The organism is Mesorhizobium carmichaelinearum (genome assembly GCF_900199455.1).
Classification (GTDB): domain Bacteria; phylum Pseudomonadota; class Alphaproteobacteria; order Rhizobiales; family Rhizobiaceae; genus Mesorhizobium; species Mesorhizobium carmichaelinearum.
Map to the genome: position 1 here is coordinate 130,796 of NZ_FZQR01000009.1, position 18,826 is coordinate 149,621.

Annotated in this window: 13 protein-coding genes; 7 read left to right on the forward strand and 6 right to left on the reverse strand. The window is 64.8% G+C overall.

Going from position 1 to position 18,826, the window contains the following annotated elements:
* Nucleotides 1-165: 165 nt before the first annotated feature.
* Nucleotides 166-516, forward strand: coding sequence for a DUF2314 domain-containing protein (locus CKW40_RS45965; RefSeq protein WP_244571238.1), 351 nt, complete (start codon nucleotides 166-168; stop codon nucleotides 514-516).
* A 17-nt stretch (nucleotides 517-533) separates the two neighbouring features.
* Nucleotides 534-659, forward strand: a complete 126-nt coding sequence (locus CKW40_RS45970; protein ID WP_439331002.1) for a DUF2314 domain-containing protein — start codon at nucleotides 534-536, stop codon at nucleotides 657-659.
* A 17-nt stretch (nucleotides 660-676) separates the two neighbouring features.
* On the opposite strand, the gene CKW40_RS21350 is transcribed toward CKW40_RS45970, so the two are convergent.
* Together CKW40_RS21350 and CKW40_RS21360 are read right to left on the reverse strand one after the other, a co-directional pair.
* The gene (locus CKW40_RS21350) at nucleotides 677-1,630 is read right to left on the reverse strand and encodes a DUF3137 domain-containing protein (RefSeq protein ID WP_179298058.1); all 954 of its coding nucleotides are present in this window, start codon (nucleotides 1,628-1,630) and stop codon (nucleotides 677-679) included.
* Between the two features lie 315 nt (nucleotides 1,631-1,945).
* The gene (locus CKW40_RS21360; RefSeq protein WP_095201842.1) at nucleotides 1,946-2,974 is read right to left on the reverse strand and encodes a CapA family protein; all 1,029 of its coding nucleotides are present in this window, start codon (nucleotides 2,972-2,974) and stop codon (nucleotides 1,946-1,948) included.
* A gap of 160 nt (nucleotides 2,975-3,134) precedes the next feature.
* Between CKW40_RS21360 and CKW40_RS21365 the strand changes: the two genes are divergently transcribed.
* Nucleotides 3,135-4,391, forward strand: a complete 1,257-nt coding sequence (locus tag CKW40_RS21365; RefSeq protein WP_095201843.1) for a hypothetical protein — start codon at nucleotides 3,135-3,137, stop codon at nucleotides 4,389-4,391.
* 121 nt (nucleotides 4,392-4,512) lie between these two features.
* Here CKW40_RS21365 and CKW40_RS21370 read toward each other — a convergent pair whose 3' ends face one another.
* Entirely contained in the window at nucleotides 4,513-5,889 is a 1,377-nt protein-coding gene (locus CKW40_RS21370; protein WP_095201844.1) for a clavaminate synthase family protein, read from the reverse strand.
* 100 nt (nucleotides 5,890-5,989) lie between these two features.
* Between CKW40_RS21370 and CKW40_RS21375 the strand changes: the two genes are divergently transcribed.
* The gene (locus CKW40_RS21375; RefSeq protein ID WP_095201845.1) at nucleotides 5,990-6,919 is read left to right on the forward strand and encodes a LysR substrate-binding domain-containing protein; all 930 of its coding nucleotides are present in this window, start codon (nucleotides 5,990-5,992) and stop codon (nucleotides 6,917-6,919) included.
* Between the two features lie 14 nt (nucleotides 6,920-6,933).
* On the opposite strand, the gene CKW40_RS21380 is transcribed toward CKW40_RS21375, so the two are convergent.
* The 3 genes from CKW40_RS21380 to CKW40_RS21390 are packed head-to-tail and all read right to left on the reverse strand — an operon-like array spanning nucleotide 6,934 to nucleotide 11,495.
* Nucleotides 6,934-7,869, reverse strand: coding sequence for a hypothetical protein (locus CKW40_RS21380; RefSeq protein ID WP_095201846.1), 936 nt, complete (start codon nucleotides 7,867-7,869; stop codon nucleotides 6,934-6,936).
* Nucleotides 7,869-10,577, reverse strand: coding sequence for a spermidine synthase family protein (locus tag CKW40_RS21385; RefSeq protein ID WP_095201847.1), 2,709 nt, complete (start codon nucleotides 10,575-10,577; stop codon nucleotides 7,869-7,871). The genes CKW40_RS21380 and CKW40_RS21385 overlap by 1 nt, the downstream gene beginning before the upstream one ends.
* A gap of 48 nt (nucleotides 10,578-10,625) precedes the next feature.
* Nucleotides 10,626-11,495 carry a protein-L-isoaspartate O-methyltransferase family protein gene (locus tag CKW40_RS21390; protein WP_095201848.1) on the reverse strand — a complete coding sequence of 290 codons (870 nt, stop codon included), beginning with the start codon at nucleotides 11,493-11,495 and terminating at the stop codon, nucleotides 10,626-10,628.
* Between the two features lie 518 nt (nucleotides 11,496-12,013).
* Between CKW40_RS21390 and CKW40_RS21395 the strand changes: the two genes are divergently transcribed.
* The 3 genes from CKW40_RS21395 (at nucleotide 12,014) to CKW40_RS21405 (ending at nucleotide 18,811) form a co-directional block, all read left to right on the forward strand.
* Nucleotides 12,014-13,648 carry a DUF2778 domain-containing protein gene (locus tag CKW40_RS21395; RefSeq protein ID WP_095201849.1) on the forward strand — a complete coding sequence of 545 codons (1,635 nt, stop codon included), beginning with the start codon at nucleotides 12,014-12,016 and terminating at the stop codon, nucleotides 13,646-13,648.
* A gap of 127 nt (nucleotides 13,649-13,775) precedes the next feature.
* Nucleotides 13,776-16,883, forward strand: a complete 3,108-nt coding sequence (gene uvrB / locus CKW40_RS21400) for an excinuclease ABC subunit UvrB (RefSeq protein ID WP_095201850.1) — start codon at nucleotides 13,776-13,778, stop codon at nucleotides 16,881-16,883.
* A 401-nt stretch (nucleotides 16,884-17,284) separates the two neighbouring features.
* A complete protein-coding gene (locus CKW40_RS21405; RefSeq protein WP_095201851.1) occupies nucleotides 17,285-18,811 on the forward strand; it encodes an ABC-F family ATP-binding cassette domain-containing protein in 1,527 nt (508 codons plus the stop codon).
* Nucleotides 18,812-18,826: the final 15 nt, after the last annotated feature.

An 18,826-nucleotide genomic window follows, 5' to 3' on the forward strand; every position in this document is an offset into this window, starting at 1 on the left:
GCCCTGGCTTGCATCACGGAACAGCCTGCTGACTTTCCATCGATACAAGTTTTGTTTCATGGATTACTCAACCGCCATCTCAAAGAGGCGGATGAAACTCGCGCTATGGTTGCAAATCCGAAACGAATGCGCAATGATTTCAACCGTCGCGACAGAAGGTCCACGATGAAGCTTGCAGTCCGGACCATGATGTCCCTGATGCTGGCGTTTGCTCCGGAATTGGCCGGCGCACAAGCCACGGATCCGGACGACGACAAAACGGTTATGTTCGCTAAGGACGATCCCGAGATGGCGGTAGCGATTGCGAAGGCGCGTGCCAGCTTGGATGAGTTCCTGGCCCTGACCGAAGCGCCGCCCTCGGGGACGGGCAGGTTCAAATTGAAGGTCGAGGTGCGCGATGGGGATATCAGCGAGCACTTCTGGGTCATCCCGTTCCGGCGCACCGAAACCGGCTTCGTCGGCATATTGGCAAACCAGCCAGAAGCAGTGCCAATGTCGTCCTCGGCCAGAACATAGAATTCACCAGGGACGATATTTCCGACTGGGGATACAGACGCGACGGGCGGCAAGTCGGCAGCTTCACCGTCTGCGTGATGTTCAAGAGAATGTCGAAGGAAGAAGCGGACTACATGCGCGCCAAATCCGGCTACGATTGTTGATCGTATGCCCGGCCGGACTAGCTGGCTTCGTCCTTTGCCCCGATCTTTCGCACCAATGCGGCCGTCGCCAGCATGGCGCCCATGTCGGAGATCATCGGCGCGACATGCCTGGCGTAGTCGAGCGGCACCGAAATCTCCGGCAGCTCGAAGAAATTCTTGGCCTGCGGCAACAGCAGGAACCCGTCGCCGCCATTGAGCGCGACGCGGGCCGGGTCGTCCGGCCACGTCTCGCCCAGCCATTTCAGCGCCTGCGCCAGCCGGCCCGTCACCAGCGGCCGCGCCGCCTCGACATTGTCGGTGCGGAATTCGTAGGCTGCATCAAGTTCGGGCACGCCGGATGACAGTTCCTTCATTTTGCTGGCGAACATGCCGCGGAAGAAGCCCATGACCGCATTGGTGCGCCGCGTCGCCACCAGTATCCCCGGAAACGGCTCGACGGCCTCGAACGCGACGATGACGCCCTTGAAGGTTGTCGCCTTGGTCTTGGTCGACGCCCCATCCCAAAGGTCAGCTTCGTAGAGTTCGAACGCAAACCCGTCATAGCGTCCCGATATGATATCGTCGAAGCGGCTCATGCTGGCGCCACCGACCGTCTCGCGCGGCAACCGGTCGAAGGAATTCGGCGTCACGTCGTGCTGGTAGCGCATATCCCCGATGAAGCCGAAGATGATCGGCATCAGCGTTTCGCGGAACGATTGCTGCAGCCGCGTCGCCGGCTTTCTGGCCCGGAAGTAGACCAGGATCGAAACGGCGAAGCCGATGATATAGAGAAACACATGCGGCGTCGAAAACCATTGCTCGTTGGGATCGGCGACCTTGTTGAACAGCCAGGCGATCAGCGCCACGGCCACCAGCACCAGCCCGACGAACAGCGGCACCCGCCAACGCACCTGCCGCACCGCCGAAGCCCGCGCCGCCTCATAGGCCTCGATGTTCTTCCGGATGCCGGCGATGACCGTCTCATCAGGCATGAAATCCGCTGCTTCCACCGCCACCCCCCGCTGCCTGACTATGCCCATGATAGCTGGTTTTGTGCGATGTATCGACTGCGGTGCCTCTTCGACAGATGCCCGCGCCGCCCCTCATCGCCCTGCCGGGCACTTCTCCCCGTATAGTGACGGGGAGAAGGACGCCATCATCGATGGTTTCGCCGATTGCCAGCGTTGCAAGTGGAGCGCCGCAGGCGCGGCTAAACCCCTTCTCCCCGTCACTATACGGGGAGAAGGTGCCGGCAGGCGGATGAGGGGCGGCGCGACGCTTGTGAGATAGTCTCGTCGCTTGCAGCTCTAAGGAAAGATTGCTCTCAGCCGTCTTTCAACCTTTCCCCTCATCGCATCCTCCAATCCCTCCGCCGGCACCAACCGCTCACTGCCCCCGTCCCGCAGGCGCACAAACGGATGCATCCGGTAAGCCGCAATCGCTCCGCGCGTCCCCTCATCCGCGCTGACATCGGCAAAGAAAATCCCGCCAATGCGCCCCGGCCATGGCTGCCGGGCAAGGGCGGTGCCGAGGAAATCGCCGAGCCCATAGGCGACGACCGTCCCTCCGATCCGCTCCACCGGTTGCACCACATGAGCGTGATGGCCGGCGATCAACCCGACGCCCTGCCCGGCCAGGCGCCTGGCCAATGCCCGCGTCCCGGCACGCGGAAAATGCCGGAACTCCCAGTCCCAATGCGGCACGGCGCAGAGAAGGTCGAAGCCGTTGCCCGGCCAGCCGGCCAGATCGCTGCCCATCGACACACGCCCGGCAAATAGACCCTCATCTGCATTGCGCCACAGCGTGAAGGCGGCGAAGCCGACAGTCAGCGGCCCGACTTTGACAGGCCGTACCGGCCCCTCCGCGGCCAGGCCGATGGTGCGGATGCCAAGCCGCTTCAGCGCCGCCACCGTCTCGTCGAAACCGGCGACGCCCTGGTCGAGCGCATGATTGTTGGCCAGCGACAGCACCAGTTTTTCACGCGCAATCCCGGTCGCCGCCAGCGCCTCGGCCAGGAACCGCTCGCTCATTGCATGATGCGTGCCGAGTTTCGTTCCGAGCACCGCGCTCGGTCTGTCCACGACAGGACTTTCGCAATTGCCGATCACCAGATCGGCAGTTCCAAGCAACTCTTTGATCGCCGGATCGCAATCCGGCGCACGGCTGTTGGCCACCGCCGAGATGTCGCCGATGAAGGCAAGCCGCACCGTCTTTCCCGGCGGTGGCTCCATCAACGTCCCCGCCATCGGCGCAAACCCGTCGCCGTCACCGCCAAGCGACGGCTTCAGGAAACGCGGCAGCCAGGACAGTTTGTAGGAAAGCGGATAGTTCGACACGCAATGCCCAATCGTTTGCCTTGTTTAGACTGTCCCGTGGGCGGGTTGAAGCCGTCGGCAATTAACGATGTAGACAGCGCATCGGCGCTGACGGGCGCGACACCGCAAATAGCCGCAAATCTGTGTATGGTCGTCGGCGACAAATGCTTGGGAGGAAAAGATGACACGAATAGCAGGCCAGCTGGCATCCGCCTTCATTGTTCTTCTGCCATTGTCCTCGGCGCATGCCGCCATGCCCGAAGCGGCAACCACGCTGTTCGAGGCAAAGACCGTGGCCGCGCGCGACAGCGCGCTGTCGACGCTGGAAGCCGCCGCGCCGAAAGATCCGGCGTCGGCCTATGCCGCCGGTGCCGGCGAATTCTTCACAGCACTTGAACTGCTCGCCAGCGGCCTGCATCGCCACGGTTTCGAAAGCCCGCAATCCTTCATGCTGCCGCTGATGCAGCTGCCGGTGCCGTCCAATCCCAATCCCGAGCCGCTGACCTACGAAGAGTTCCGCGCCATCTTGGTCGCCTTCCGCGACAGGTTGGCGAAATCCGCAGCGACGCTGGGCTCGGTGCCGGCCGATGCCGATATCGGCATGGTCATCGACCTCACCCATGTCGGCATCGACCTCAACGAGGACGGCACCATCGCGCCCGATGAAAGCATGGCGGCGATCATGGCCGCGCTGTCGCACGGCAGCATTTCGCAAGGCGACAGCGCACCCGCGCCGACCTTCCGCTTCGACCGCGCCGACGGCTACTGGCTGCAGGGCTACGCCGAGTTCCTGATGGCGCAGGCCGATTTCTGGCTGGCGCATGATTTCAAAAACACGTTCGACGGCTCGTTCCACATGCTGTTCCCGCGCGCCAAACTGCCGCTGCAGGACATTCTCGTGCCGCCGCCGAGCGAGATGGGCTCAAGCATCTTCTCCTCGGAATGGCGCATCGCCGATTTCATCTCGATGGTGCACATGATCAACTGGCCAGTGGTCGAGCCGGAGCGCCGCAAGGCGGCACGCCGGGAATTGCTCGAAATGATCCGGCTGTCGCGCGAGGACTGGAAGGCCATCCGCGCCGAGACCGACAATGACCGCGAATGGCTGCCCGGCCCGCAGCAGAAAGGCGAGAATCCACTCACCGGCCTCGAAGTCGGCGAGGAACAGGTGCAGGCTTGGCTCGCCACCTTGACCATGGCCGAGGACCTGCTCGAAGGCCGCGCGCTGCTGCCGCATTTCCGCATCACCGGCAAAGGCATCAACATGAAGCGCTTCTTCGATGAGCCAAAAACTTTCGACCTCGTGCTGTCGATCACCGGCCCCGGCATCGCGCCCTACCTCGAAAGCGGCAGGATCCTGACCAGCGAGGATTTCGACCAGATCCAGCGCGAGTTCGGCGGCGGCGGGTTTTTGACGTTTGCGCTGTGGTTTAACTGACGAAAGCCGGGTTCCTCGCCCCCACGGAAGTGGGGGGTCCGAAGGACGGGCGAGACCCGTGGCTCGCCCCGGCAAGGTGGCTCGGGCGAAGCCCGAGACGGAGCGGGGGAATGGCTCGGCCTCAACGAAGTTCAGAGGGAATCGACGAGCGCCGCGCTGCCCCCTCTCCGACCGCTTCGCGGCCACCTCTCCCCCGCTTTGCGGGGGCGAGGAACCCAGTTCTTGCGGGGTCAGCGCCAGGCCCCTCACCCGAACCTGCGCTCCTACCTCCCCACAAGGGGGAGGTAGGAGCCCGTTGCAAATACAGCACCACCTCCGCCTCGGCCGGCGCGAACCGCCGCGCCAACGTCCGAAACGCGCTGTGCACGCCGTCGCGGTCGATGTTGCAGCTTCTGAGATGCCTGACGGCGAGCGTCGGGTCGAAGGCGCTGCGGCCGTGCAGGACGCGCTGGTTGTCGAAGACCAGCACCTCGCCCGGCTGCAGCTGGTGCCGGAACTGGTTCTGCGGATCGCAGATCAGCCGCGTCAGTTCGGCCAGCGCCTCGATCAGCCCGTCGATCCGCTCCAGAGGCGCCCATTGCGGTGCGAGGCACCGGTCATTGTAGCGGATGCCGGTGACGGCGCCCGCCGCATCGAGGCTGATGACATGCGCCTCGGCGCTGAAGAAGACCTCGCCTTCATGCTCGCGGTGGAAAGTGACGCCGTGCCGCGTCAACAGCTCGAACAGTTCCGGCGTGCGCGTCCGCATCAATTCGGCAACATGAAAACCGTCGACCATCAGCGACGTGCCGCCGCTGCCCGCGCCGGTGCGGATGGCGTGGAAGAAGATGAAGCCCGGCGGGGAATAGCGGAACGGCTCGTCCGTATGCGGGATCTGCGCCCGCGCCGTCTCGCCCGCCACGCGTGCATCCGGCCGCGAGATCAGGTCGAACACCTTGCCGTAGCTGGTCTCGCGGATCGGCCCGTAGCGGCCGGCGACCCGCGCCGTCGCTTCCGTCTCGGCCGGCACGCCGGTCAGCATGGCGATGCCGTGATCGCGCAAGGCCCGGAGCGACTGGAACAGCGTTTCGTCATCCGCGACCACCGCATCGAAAGCGAAGCGGCCGAGCCGGGCAGTGAGGTCGCTGTGCCACAGCTGCGGCTGGAAACGGACCGGGCCCGAGCCGCCGGCATGGCCGGCGAGGAAAGCCGCGTCGTAATGCGAGACATGCCCATCCTGCCAGATGGTGGTGACCTGCCCGGGCGTGGAGACATCGAAGCTCTCGGCATGGATGGCCTTGCCGACATCGGCCGGCGTCAGCCACCTCTTGCCGGAGGCGGTGTCGCCGCATTCCTGGCATTCGCAGGCCAGCCGCAGCCAGCGCGTCGAGAATCTTGCCGAGCGGCCGTCCGCCAATTCGACGGCGACACGTGCGCCTTCGGCGCGCATGGCGCGGATCGGCGCCCCTTGTAAAGCTGCGTGTCTTGGCTGGCTGTCATGCTTTGGCGTGTCGAGCATCTGGCGTCCCCTGCGGTTGAATTCCTTCGACCAACCTAGGCAAGAGAAATCCCACACTCAAACGAGTTCCCTTCCCTGAGTTTTGAGGTAAGTTCAAAACATGACGACGCTGCGGGACTTGCCGCTTTCCGGATTGCGGGCGCTGGTGGCCGCCGCCAGGGCCGGCAGCCTGACGCGCGCGGCCGAAGAGTTGGGCGTCACACCCGGCGCCATCGGCCACCAGATCCGGCAGTTGGAGGAGCGGCTTGGCGCCAAGCTGGTGCGGCGCGAAGGCAATGGCATCGTGCTGACCCGTGCCGCGGAGGCCGCCTTGCCCGACATCGACCGCGGCTTCGATGCGCTCGCCTCCGGCATGCGCCGGCTGCGCTTCGAACGGCAGGCCGAGACCTTCACCATCTCGGCCGATCCGTCCTTCGCCTCGCTGTGGCTGGCGCCGCGCCTTGCCCTAGTGCGCCCGGCGCTAGGACGGCTCGAGGTCCGTATCGTCGCTTCCGTCGGGCTCGACGCCATGGCGGAGGAAGGCGTCGACCTCGCCATCAGCTACCGCAAGGGCGCGGCGTCGGACATCGCGGCACTCGACCTCTTCACCGAACGGGTCATCCCGGCCTGCGCGCCGGCGCTGGCCGAGGGTCATGCCGGGCCGGACAGGGCCGAAATGCTGGACAGGATGCCGCTGCTGCATATCGACCCGATGATGGGCGACGATGTCTACCCCACCTGGCGGGACTGGTTCGTTGCGGCGGGACGGCAAAGGAAAGACATCGACCAGGGTCCGCGCTTCGGACTGACCGTCGTCGCGGCGCAAGGGGCGATCGCCGGCATGGGTGCTCTTCTGGCCAGCGAACTGGTGTTGCGCCGCCATCTCGACGCAGGCCATCTCGTCGAAATCGCGCGCGAAATACCGGCCCTGACCATCAGGCGCCGCATCGTCTGGCCCGAACATGGCTCGAAGGCACGTCGCGCCGCGGCGGTGGCGGCAGCGCTCCTGGCAGCGGCCGGCACCGGCGTCGATGGCGCCCTGCCCGCTTGAAATGCTGCCCAGGTCTAGCGCGCGAAGCCGTGCAAGCGGCTGAGAAACCATTGCAGCGGATTGCCGACGAAGGCGCGGGTGACGAACATATCGTGGGCGACATCGGACGCAAGCAGGGCGATGGTGCCGGCTTCTAGGCGGCGCGGCGGGTCGGAACTGGCGTTGATGCCCTGGCTGACCAGCAACTGCCTGATCTCGGCATTGCCGGAGGCCGAGGATTTGCCATAGGCGCTGACGAAGAAACTCTTCCTGTGCTGCGCGATCCAGCTGGCGAAAATGTCGGCTTCGTCGAAGACGGCGTCGAGTAGGATGACGCCGAGCAGGCGTCCGCTGATGTCACCATTCCTGAGAATGGAGGCAGCGGGATTGTAGCCGCCGCTATAGGCGACCAGCACCACCGGCATGGCGTCGAATTTCGCCGCCTGGGCGCCGGTCAATTTGGCCAGGCCTTGTGCCGCCTCGGCCATGAAGCTGGCAAAATAGCCCGGCGTCCAGAAATTGCCGGCGCTGGAATCCTGCGCATTGCTCGCGAATTGCGGCGCTACCAGAACGGCGTTGAGGCCGGAGGCCTCGACCTGCGAGACGACACGCTGGCGGCCGACCACGTCGCGCTGCAAGGTGGCGCCATTGCCGTGGAAGAACACCACGATGACCGCCGGCTTGGCCGGATCGAACCCTTTTGGCACAGCCAGCAACGTCGATCGGTCGAAATAGGTTTCGTCTTCCCAGTAAATGCCGCCGCGCGGCGAGGTGTGGCCACGCCTTCCATCCGCCCCCGTCACGTCGAGAAACGGCGCGGAGCCGTCGGGCAGCTTGCCCCGGTAGGGAAAGGGCGACGCCTTGAACGGCACGATGGTCGAAATGGCCTTGTGCAAACGCGCCCCCTGGCTTGCCGCCGGAAACGCCGCCGTGGCCAGCAATCCGGCAACGATGGCGCGCCGGTCAACCATCAGGCCGGTACCAGCCGCACAGCCGGTGCCCTCGACGGCAACAGCACCGCGAAGAAGGCCGGGATGGCGAAGAGATAGGCGATCGCCGACCATTGTAGCACGGCGCTCAGCCCGAAGCTGGTGGCGACGATCGGCACGGCGGCCGAGCCGATGACCGAGAAACAGCCATTGATGCCCCAGGCCCAGACGAACAGATGCTCCTTGCCGAGCCGCGCCAGCCAGGTCATGGCGGTGGCCATCGGCATGCCCATCAGGAAGGCCGGCGGCGACACCAAAAGGAAGCAGAGCAGCAGCCGCATCGCATAGGGATAGGCGCCGATCCAGTCGAGCACCGGCGACAGATAGAAGCCATAGGCGAGCAGCAGCAGGCAGACCGCCAGCAGGACAACCGGCAGCAGAGTCCTGGCGCGGTCGAAGATGCGCTCGGCAAACAGGCTGCCGAGGCCCGAAAACACCAGCATCGAGGAGATCAGCACCGAGGCCGACACCGTCGGATTGGCGAGCGCCACGGTGAAGCGGCTGATCAGCCCGACCTCGACCATGATGTAGCCGAGGCCGAGACAGGCGAAATAGAGGATGGTGCCGAGCTTGCCGCGCGATCGCGAGAACACGATGCGCCAGCCGAAGAGGACCGGCAGCAGCACCAGCGACGCCGCCGTGATGCAGGCAATGCCGAGCGTCGCCCAGATCAAGAGATAGCCCCAATCGTCCTGGAACAGGTCGAGCCGGTCGAGCGTGCGCGGCAGGTCGGCGACCTTCACATAAGCGGCGAAATAGGGCTGGTCGTTGCTCAGCGCCCGCGCATCGAAGACGTAGTCGCCGGCAAGCTTTTCCCAGCCGCCGGTCAAAAGCGCATGCCAGGTCATGCGCTGCAGCTCCGTCGCTGGCAGCACCTGTGGGCCGCTATCACCACCGGCGCCCGCGCAGGCATCGAGCGTCGGATCGGCCGGCGCCGTCGGATCGCAATCCGGGTTAACTGGGGCGGTCGGGTCGGCGGGCGCGGCCGCATCGGCGGCCGGCTGCTGCGTCAGTGTCGCGTCCTGCCCGCTGCCGAAGATCGAGGCGCGGTAATCATCGAGCACCTTTTGCGCGCCCGAACCGTTATAAACCATTCCTGGATAGTAGACTTCCTCCCAGGACATCGACTTGGTGTAGTCGCGCAGCGTCTTGATTTCGGCCTCGGTGAAGCCGCCGCGCTTGAACAGCACGGTCGTGGTCGAGAGGTAGCTCGACACCGCGAAGATATCGTTGGCCGCGCCTTGCGGATCAAAGGTTTTCGCCGCCTCGGCGATGGTCGAATAGAGCTTCAGCACCGATTTCGGCGGCTCTTCCTTGTTCCACAGGGTGATCGACAGCACGCCGCCATCGGCCAGCGCATGCATGTAGCTCAGCATCGCTTCGCGTGTGTAGGCGTATTTCTCCGAGATGGCGAAGCCGCCCGGATTGGACAGGCCGACGCTGTCGGCGAGGCTGAGGTCGATGACGTCGTAGCGCTCCGCCGTGTTGGCGAGGAACAGCCGCCCGTCATAATCGATGACCTTGAGCCGAGGCTCGGCCAGGATGTCGCCGGTGACGTCCTTGAGAACGGGGTCGCGGAACGCCCGCAAGGTCATCGGGTTGCTCTCGGCGACGGTCACCGAGGTCGAACCGGCATTGAGCGCGGCCTGCGTGGAGATGCCGCCGCCGAACTGCACGACGAAGGTTTTGGGCTTGTCCTTGATGACATAGGGATAGTGCATCGGCAAATAGCGGAAATAGACCTGCTCGGCCGGCGCCAGATTGCGCATGATGCCTTCCGGCCCGTCACCGTCACGGTACATGCCGACATAGGTGTTGGCCGGAACTTCGGGCATGCCGAAGGCGGCATTGTCGCTCAGGCCCGGCGCGAAATGCATGTAGGAGCTGGCATAGACCTGCAGGTCGCCGAATGGCGAGACGCTGCGGTAGATGCGCTTGCCGTCCGGAAAATTGCGGGCATAGGCGACGCCCTTGTATTGCGACACGGCAATGTCGGGGATGCCGAGCTGGCCCGGCAGCATGAGGTAGCCGGCGACCGACAGCGCTGCCACGACGACGCCGGCGACGACACTCTTCCAGGCACCGAAGGCGATAAACCACAGGATCGAGCCGGCGGCCCAGAGCAGCAGCGGCACGACGATGATGGTTTCCGGCGCGAACAGGTAGAGCGACACCAGCACGGCGAGGCCGGCCAGCCCCGAGCCGGTGAGGTCGGCAAAATAGACGCGGCCGAAGGCGGTGCGGCTTTTCAGGAAGACGATGCCGAGGAAGAACGCGCCGGCGAGGAACGGCAGGAGGTAGAGCAGGAAATTGGCGAGCAGCCGCCATTTCTGCGCGGGGTCGGAGACCAGGAAGATGGCGTTGAACGGCACCGTCTGGGCAACGAGGTTGGCGCCGACGGCAAGCGGGCCGATCAGCAGCAGGGCGGCGGTGGCGGCACCTTGCCAATGGCGATCGAACCAGCCCTTGCCGGCAAAGATGACGACGCTGGACAGCGAGAAGCCGAGCATGGCGAGGCTGACCACCAGCGAGCCGAAATGCGACCAGCTGCCGACGGCGAACACCCGCATCACCGCGATCTGCAGCGCGATGATGGCGCCGGCGATCAGCCCGACCGCCAGGTAATGCGCGAGCCGAGGCGCCTCCAGCGAGGCGATGCTTGGTCGAGAGGTCGATACGACAGCCGTCATTCAGGCCCCTTGATGCGGCGGTTCAGCTCGGCAGACCGGCGCGACAACTCAACCGTTATGCGTGCCGACGATCTGGTCGCCTTCGAGCTTGGTGAACGGCACGAACGGCACCACCTTGCCATTGTAGATATCAGAGCGGACGATGTTGAACGTGCCGTCGGCGAGCTGCTGCTTGATCACCTTGAGCACATGCTGGGCGCCCGGCGGGCCGACCGGAATGACCATCACGCCATTGGGTTTCAACTGCTGCAGCAGCGACGGCGGAATGTGGTCGATACCACAGGTGACGATGATCTTGTCGAACGGGCCGACGCTCTCCCAGCCATAATAGCCGTCGGCATTGCGGCTGGTGACCGAGCCGAACACGCTGTAGCCGCGATCGATCAGCCCGTCATAGGTGCGCCGCGTGCGCTGCGCCAGCGGATTGATGATCTCGATCGTGTGCACCTTGTCGGTGAGGTTGGCGAGATACGCCGACTGGTAGCCCGAACCGGTGCCGACCTCGAGCACGGCTTCGCCGAACTGCACGTCAATGGCCGTCGTCATGCGTCCGACCAGATGCGGGCCGGAAATGGTCACGCCATAGCCGATGTCGAGGAAGGCATGGTCATAGGCGCGCCCCAGATTCTGCGGCAGCACGAATTCTTCCCGTGGCGTCGAAAGGAAGGCGCGCTTGTTGCGGTCGTCCAGCACGTCCTTGTTGTAGACCATGATCTGGAAGCGATCGAATCGCTCGGCCAGGAACTTGGGATCCTCGCCGCGATTGGCCACCATCCAGTCGATGAACGACTTTTTGTCGTTGAACGGCACTTCGGCGTTGCGGTCGTAGGCCACCGGCAGAGCAGCCCTGACGCTGGCCGGAAGAATGGAGAACGCCGCCGCACCCGCCGACAGCGTCAAGAAATCCCGACGCTTCATGGAAAAAGCCTCCAAAAGTGGCCTTTGCCACCCCAAAACCAAGCACTTCAACCCGATTGCACCGCCTCCCAAAACGAGTCAATGGCCGTCAGGAGACGGGCGTCCAGCCGGGGATTTTGTTGCAAGCGGGCAACAGTTTTGCCAGTCGATCGGGTCTTTTTCAGTCACGGCAAGCGACAACCGACCCACGCTTTGTTCCGGGAAATATGCATTCTTGCTAATTTAACGCGGTCCGTTCTGCTTGACTCGGCCGCCAAAAACAGGCAGCAAACCTGCTTCGGAAGGGCTGTAATACCGCGTGCATGATCGTGGACGAGCCTTTTTTGGCACAAAGTCCACGTCTCTCTGTTGGTTTTGAGAGGGATTGGTTAACCAACTTTGTCCATATTTTGAAGCAATCGGCAACCAACGACAGGCGCGGCAAACGCGTCGGGGACCACCTGGGATCACTCACAGAATGGTCGTCGCGGCTGACAAGGCCACGTACGGGGATAACCGATTGGAGCAAGATTGGTTGCATGGCGTTGTCGAGTAAACACAAAATAATCTGGGACCAGCGCGAGGGCGGCGAGTTCGTCGATGCGCAGCGTGCCCCTTCCTTCAACCCGAAACGGATCGTCCGCTGGGTCGCTATGCCCGGTGCCAGCGCCGCCGTCGGCCTGTGGCTGATCGGCACCATGGCCGGCCTCAGTTCCGTCGGCGCCTCGCTTTCGGCGACGTCGGGCGGCGGCCTGCCGCAGACGCTGGCCATGCCGGGCTCGCTGGCGATGGCCGATCCGCTGAAGCAGCATTTCCTCAGATCTTCGGCGCCGTTCGTGCTGGCCAATGCCCATGGCGGCGCGCAGGCCCTGCACGACCACGCCGTGCAATGCGGCGCCAGCTGCTTCAAGCTGGCCCGTGTGAGCCCGCTGGCGGAGAAATCCGCGCGCCTCGTGGCGCAGGCAAAGCCGGAGCAGCCAATCCTGAAGTCGAAGGCGCAGGAGCGCTTCGAACGCATGGAAGCGTCGCTGTCGCCGACCAAGCTCGCCGCCGCCTTTGCCAACGCCGGCAAGCCTGTTGCCACGGCCGACGCCCGCCCGGTGATTTCCAAGGCCGCGCCGCAGATTATCGAGGCGTCGCTGGTGCCGTCGGCCCAGGTTATGGCCAGCCTGTCGGATGACATGCCGGCTCCTGCGGCGGAACGCTTCGCCCGTGCCGACACCGGTTCCGTTGTCGTGCAGACCGCGCCGGCGCCGACGGGCTTTGCCCAGTCGCAAACCCCCGACAACGCACAGCTGGCGCTGGCCCTCGTCGAGTCGATGCCGGTCGATGACGAGGCATTCGCCTCGCCGCTGCCGATGACCGAATCCTCGGCCGATGTCGCGGTTGCGCCTGTCGAGACCCAGCAGCAACAGCCCGGCGATGCCGCCGCGCTGCCGGATGCGCTGACCGACGACGTGCCACTGCCGACCCGACGCCCGCAGTATGACAGGCCGCAACCCAAGGCCGTCGAGCAGGACAGACCCGCGCCGCAGCCCAAGATTGCTCCGCCCAAGATCGCGCAGCAGAAACCCGCGCCGCAGGCGAAGCCGGTCCAGCAGGCACAGCAGCCGACAAGGCCGGCCCGGGCCGGCCGGTCTGGCGAGGGCGGCGACGTGCTGGCCTATGCCAAGCCGGACACGCCCTCGGGCGGCCTCGGCCAGGCGTTCAGGAACCTGTTCAACGGGCCGGGCGGCGGAAGCGGAGCCGGTCACGGCGTTGCCGTCTATGACATCAGCGCCAAGACCGTCTACATGCCGGACGGCCAGCGGCTCGAGGCGCATTCGGGCCTCGGCGCCATGGTCGACCAGCCACGCTATGTCCACGTCAAGGATCGTGGCCCGACGCCACCCAACACCTACAATCTGTCGCTGCGCGAATCCCGCTTCCATGGCGTCGAGGCCTTGCGCCTGACCCCGGTCGGCGGCGGCAACAAATACAACCGCAACGGCCTGCTCGCCCACACCTACATGCTGCGCGGCGGCCGCGCCGAGTCCAATGGCTGCGTCGTCTTCAGGGACTACGCCCGCTTCCTCGCCGCCTTCAAGAAGGGCAAGGTCACCCGTCTCGTCGTGGTGCCGCGCCTGAACGGGTCGCCGACCCAGGTGGCGACGGACAACGCCCGCGGCGCCTGACGCGACAGGCAGGCGCCCTTCGGCACCTGCCTTCTCCTGACAGCCTTCTGTCAGGAGCCGCATCCGGGCATGCGCCTCGCCGCATCGCGCTCTTTCCATTTTCGCCAAGACCTCCCATATTCGGGACATGGCCAAATCCCCCGATAAAAGAACGCCGCCGACGGCGAATGACGACCGCGCCGCGCCGAAGCGGCGCAGCCCGCTGACCGATTTCCTCGACGCCTCGGAGCCGCTCCACAGAGGTGGCTTCGCCGAGATGCCGCAGCCCGAACTGTCGGGCACGCCGCTGACCGGTTCGATCGCCGATTGGGCCGAACAGATCGAACAGGAGGCAGAACGCGAAGGGCGCCAGACCGGCAAGGGCGACGGCGGCAAAGCGCCAAAACCATCGAAGAAGATTCCCGAGCGTTCGTCCGCGCCCGGTCGGACTGCGCGCGGCACCTCGATGGGCGGCGCAGCCACGGCGCGCGAGCGCACGGCAGCCGGCCTCAACCCGGTCGCCGGCCTCGACATCTCGCTCGAAGAAGCCGAGACGATGACGTCGAGCGGTGTGACCGCCACGGTCGCCGCTTTGTCGGCGCTGATCGAATCCGGCAATCCGCTGCACAAGGATGGCGTGCTGTGGACGCCGCACCGCCCTGCCCGGCCGGAAAAATCCGAAGGCGGCATCGCCATCAAGATGGTGTCGGACTTCGAGCCGGCCGGCGACCAGCCGACCGCCATCAAGGACTTGGTCGAAGGCGTCGACAACAGCGACCGCACCCAGGTGCTGCTCGGCGTCACCGGCTCCGGCAAAACCTTCACCATGGCCAAGGTGATCGAGGAGACGCAGCGCCCCGCCTTGATCCTGGCGCCCAACAAGACACTGGCGGCACAGCTCTATTCCGAGTTCAAGAAATTCTTCCCCGACAATGCGGTGGAGTATTTCGTCTCCTACTACGATTATTACCAGCCGGAAGCCTACGTCCCGCGCACCGACACCTTCATCGAGAAGGAATCCTCGATCAACGAACAGATCGACCGCATGCGCCATTCGGCGACGCGCTCGCTGCTCGAACGCGACGATGTCATCATCGTCGCCTCGGTGTCCTGCATCTACGGTATCGGTTCGGTCGAAACCTATACGGCGATGACCTTCCAGATGCAGATCGGCGACCGGCTCGACCAGCGGGCTCTGCTCGCCGACCTCGTCGCCCAGCAGTACAAGCGCCAGGACATCAACTTCGTCCGCGGCTCGTTCCGTGTGCGCGGCGACACGATCGAGATCTTCCCTGCGCACTTGGAAGACCGCGCCTGGCGCATCTCGATGTTCGGCGACGAGATCGAGCAGATCACCGAGTTCGACCCGCTGACCGGCCAGAAGACCGGGGAACTGAAAAGCGTCAAGATCTACGCCAACTCACACTATGTGACGCCGCGCCCGACGCTCAACCAGGCGATCAAGTCGATCAAGGAAGAGCTCAAGCAGCGGCTGGTCGAGCTGGAGCGCGCCGGCCGCCTGCTCGAAGCCCAGCGGCTGGAGCAGCGCACCCGCTTCGACCTCGAAATGCTGGAAGCCACCGGCTCCTGCGCCGGCATCGAGAACTATTCGCGTTATCTCACCGGCCGTCAGCCCGGCGATCCGCCGCCGACCCTGTTCGAATACATTCCCGACAATGCGCTGGTCTTCATCGACGAAAGCCACGTCACCGTGCCGCAGATCGGCGGCATGTATCGCGGCGACTTCAGGCGCAAGGCGACGCTGGCCGAATATGGCTTCCGCCTGCCCTCCTGCATGGACAACCGCCCGCTGCGCTTCGAGGAATGGGACGCCATGCGTCCGCTCTCGGTCGCCGTCTCAGCGACCCCCGGCGGCTGGGAAATGGAACAGGCCGGCGGCGTCTTCGCCGAGCAGGTCATCCGCCCGACCGGCCTGATCGACCCGCCGGTCGAGGTCCGCCCGGCGAAAAGCCAGGTCGACGATGTCGTCGGCGAGATCCGCGAGACCACCAAGGCCGGCTACCGCACGCTGGTCACCGTGCTGACCAAGCGCATGGCCGAGGATTTGACCGAATATCTGCACGAACAGGGCGTGCGCGTGCGCTACATGCACTCCGACATCGACACGCTGGAGCGCATCGAGATCCTGCGTGATTTGCGCCTTGGCGCTTTCGACGTGCTGGTCGGCATCAACCTTCTGCGCGAGGGCCTCGACATCCCCGAATGCGGCTTCGTCGCCATTCTCGATGCCGACAAGGAAGGTTTCTTGCGTTCCGAGACGTCGCTGATCCAGACCATCGGCCGCGCCGCACGCAATGTCGATGGCAAGGTCATCCTTTACGCCGACCAGGTCACCGGCTCGATGGAAAGGGCGATGGCCGAAACCAACCGCCGCCGCGAAAAGCAGATGGAGTGGAACGCCGCCAACGGCATCACGCCGGAATCGGTCAAGTCGCGCATCTCCGACATTCTCGACTCGGTCTACGAGAAGGACCACGTCCGCGCCGACATTTCGCAGTTCACCGACAGCGCCGGCGCCATGATGGGCAACAACCTCAAGGCGCATCTCGACGCCATGGAGAAACAGATGCGCGACGCCGCCGCCAATCTCGACTTCGAGAAGGCGGCCCGCATCCGCGACGAGATCAAGCGGCTTCGCGAGATGGAACTGTCGATCTCCGAGGACCCGCTGGCCAAATATGCCGACATGGAAAGTCCGGTCTCGGGCCGCGAAAAGGGCAAGCACAACAAGGGTGTGGCCAAGCATCGCACAGTCGAGGAACAGGAGCGTTTCCGCAAGCTCGACGAGGCACGTGCCGCCGAAGAAGCGGCCAAGGCCGCCCGGCCCAACCTCTTCCGCAAGCCATCGATCGACGACATGGGCCCCGGCACCGACATGCCGACGCCGGCGGGTGCCGTATCGCGCTCGCTGTTCAAGAAGCAGTCGGCAGAGGAAGCGCACGGCTCCGATTTCGGCATTCCCGGAGAGCCGGTCAAACCGCTGTTCAAGAAGAACTCGCTGGACGAGATGACGGTGCGGCGGACGGAAAAGCCGGTCGAGGGAAAAGTGCCGGCGAAGCCCCAACCGATCCCCCCCCTCGTGGGGGAGATGTCCGGCAGAACAGAGGGGGGCGCGAAGGATCGCGACGACAAACCAATCGTTCGCCAGCGCGCCGGCATCGGCTCTTACGAGGATCCGGGCGACGCCCGCCGCGAAAAGCGGCGGCCGGGGAAGACGGGGCGGCCAGGAAAGTAGTTTCGGAACGCCGTGCCACGAAATCATTCGACATGTCGGCGGGACAGCGCCCCCCTCTGTCCTGCCGGACATCTCCCCCACTTTGGGGGGAGATTGGCAGCTTCGGCGCTCGCGCTCTCCCCTGCCAGCCCTTGCCACCAGCCCCGCCTTTGGTGTAATCGCTCCCCACACTCAACGTCTTGTCTTGAAAGGAAGGCTGCGTGTTTATTGATCACCATCGTCAGCGTGGCCCGATTTCTGCCCTGCGAGTTCGCTTGCAGGGCTGACCAGGGACGGTCCGGGTTTTTCCCGCTTCGATTTTTTGGTCTGCCCTTCGTGGTGCCGCTACGCCGAGCCTGATGGCCAGCACGCGCACCGTCAAAGTGCATCCGGAATTATTTCGGCGAGACCAGAGAAATCCAATGGCCCTGATCAGCCTCAAATCCCTCGGCGTCACTATGAGTGCGCCGCTCTTTTCCAACCTCGACCTCACCATCGGCAGCGGCGACCGGCTCGGCATCGTTGCCGCCAACGGTCGCGGCAAGTCGACCTTGCTCAGATGCCTGACCGGCGCGATGGAGCCGACCTCCGGCGACATCACCCGCACGCGCGGCCTGCGCGTCGGCCATGTCGAACAGTCGGTTCCCCCTGCCCTGCTCAGCCGCACCTTCCACCAGGTGGTGGCCGATGCCTTGCAGGCCGATCAGGCCGAAAGCGAGATGTGGCGCGTCGACGTGGTGCTGGATTCGCTCGATGTGCCGGAGGCGATGCGAGAGCGAAAAATGCAGGCGCTGAGCGGCGGCTGGCAAAGGCTGGCGCTGATCGCCCGCGTCTGGGTCACCGATCCCGACGTGCTGCTGCTCGACGAACCGACCAACCATCTCGACCTTGCCCGCATCAGCCAGCTGGAAAACTGGCTGAACGCGCTACCGCGCGAGGTGCCGGTCGTTATCGCCAGCCACGACCGCGCCTTCCTCGACGCCGCCACCAACCGGACGCTGTTCCTGCGCCCGGAACAGTCGCCGGTGTTCGCGTTGCCCTACTCCCGCGCCAGACAGGCGCTCGATGAGGTCGACGCCTCGACGGCACGCAAGTTCGAGCGTGACATGAAGGTCGCCCAGCAGTTGCGAAAGCAAGCCGCCAAGCTCAACAACATCGGCATCAATTCCGGCAGCGACCTGCTGACGGTGAAAACCAAGCAGCTCAAGGAGCGTGCGGAGAAGCTGGAAGACGCTGCGGTATCGGCGCATCGCGAGAAATCGGCCGGTGCGATCAAGCTGGCCAATCGCGGCACCCATGCCAAGGTGCTGATCACGCTCGACGACGCGGCTGTCGAAACGCCTGATGGCACGCTGCTGTTCAGGACCGGCAAGCGCCATATCTGCCAGGGCGACCGCATCGTCCTGCTCGGCCGCAATGGCGTCGGCAAGTCGCGCTTCGTCAGCCTGATCCGCAACGCCATCGCTGAACCCGACACGGTCGGGAATGTCAAGGTGACGCCGTCGACGGTGCTCGGCTACAGCGACCAGGCGCTGTCGGGCATCAGCGGCGACGACACGCCGCTGGCGATGGTGTCGCGCCGCTATGATGTCGGCGAACAGCGCGCCCGCTCGCTGCTTGCCGGCGCCGGCGTGGTCATCGAGATGCAGGAGAAAAAGATCGGCGTCCTGTCCGGCGGCCAGAAGGCGCGGCTGATGATGCTGGCGCTGCGGCTCGCCAACCCCAACTTCTACCTGCTCGACGAGCCGACCAATCATCTCGACATCGACGGCCAGGAAGCGCTGGAGGAGGAATTGCTCAAGCACCAGGCAAGCTGCGTCCTTGCCTCGCACGACCGCTCCTTCATCCGCGCCATCGGCAACCGCTTCTGGCTGATCGACAAGCGGAAGCTGACCGAGGTCGAAGATCCGGAGGAATTCTTCCGCGAGGTGGCTGAGGCGGGTGGCTGAGCGGCGACGGGTTGC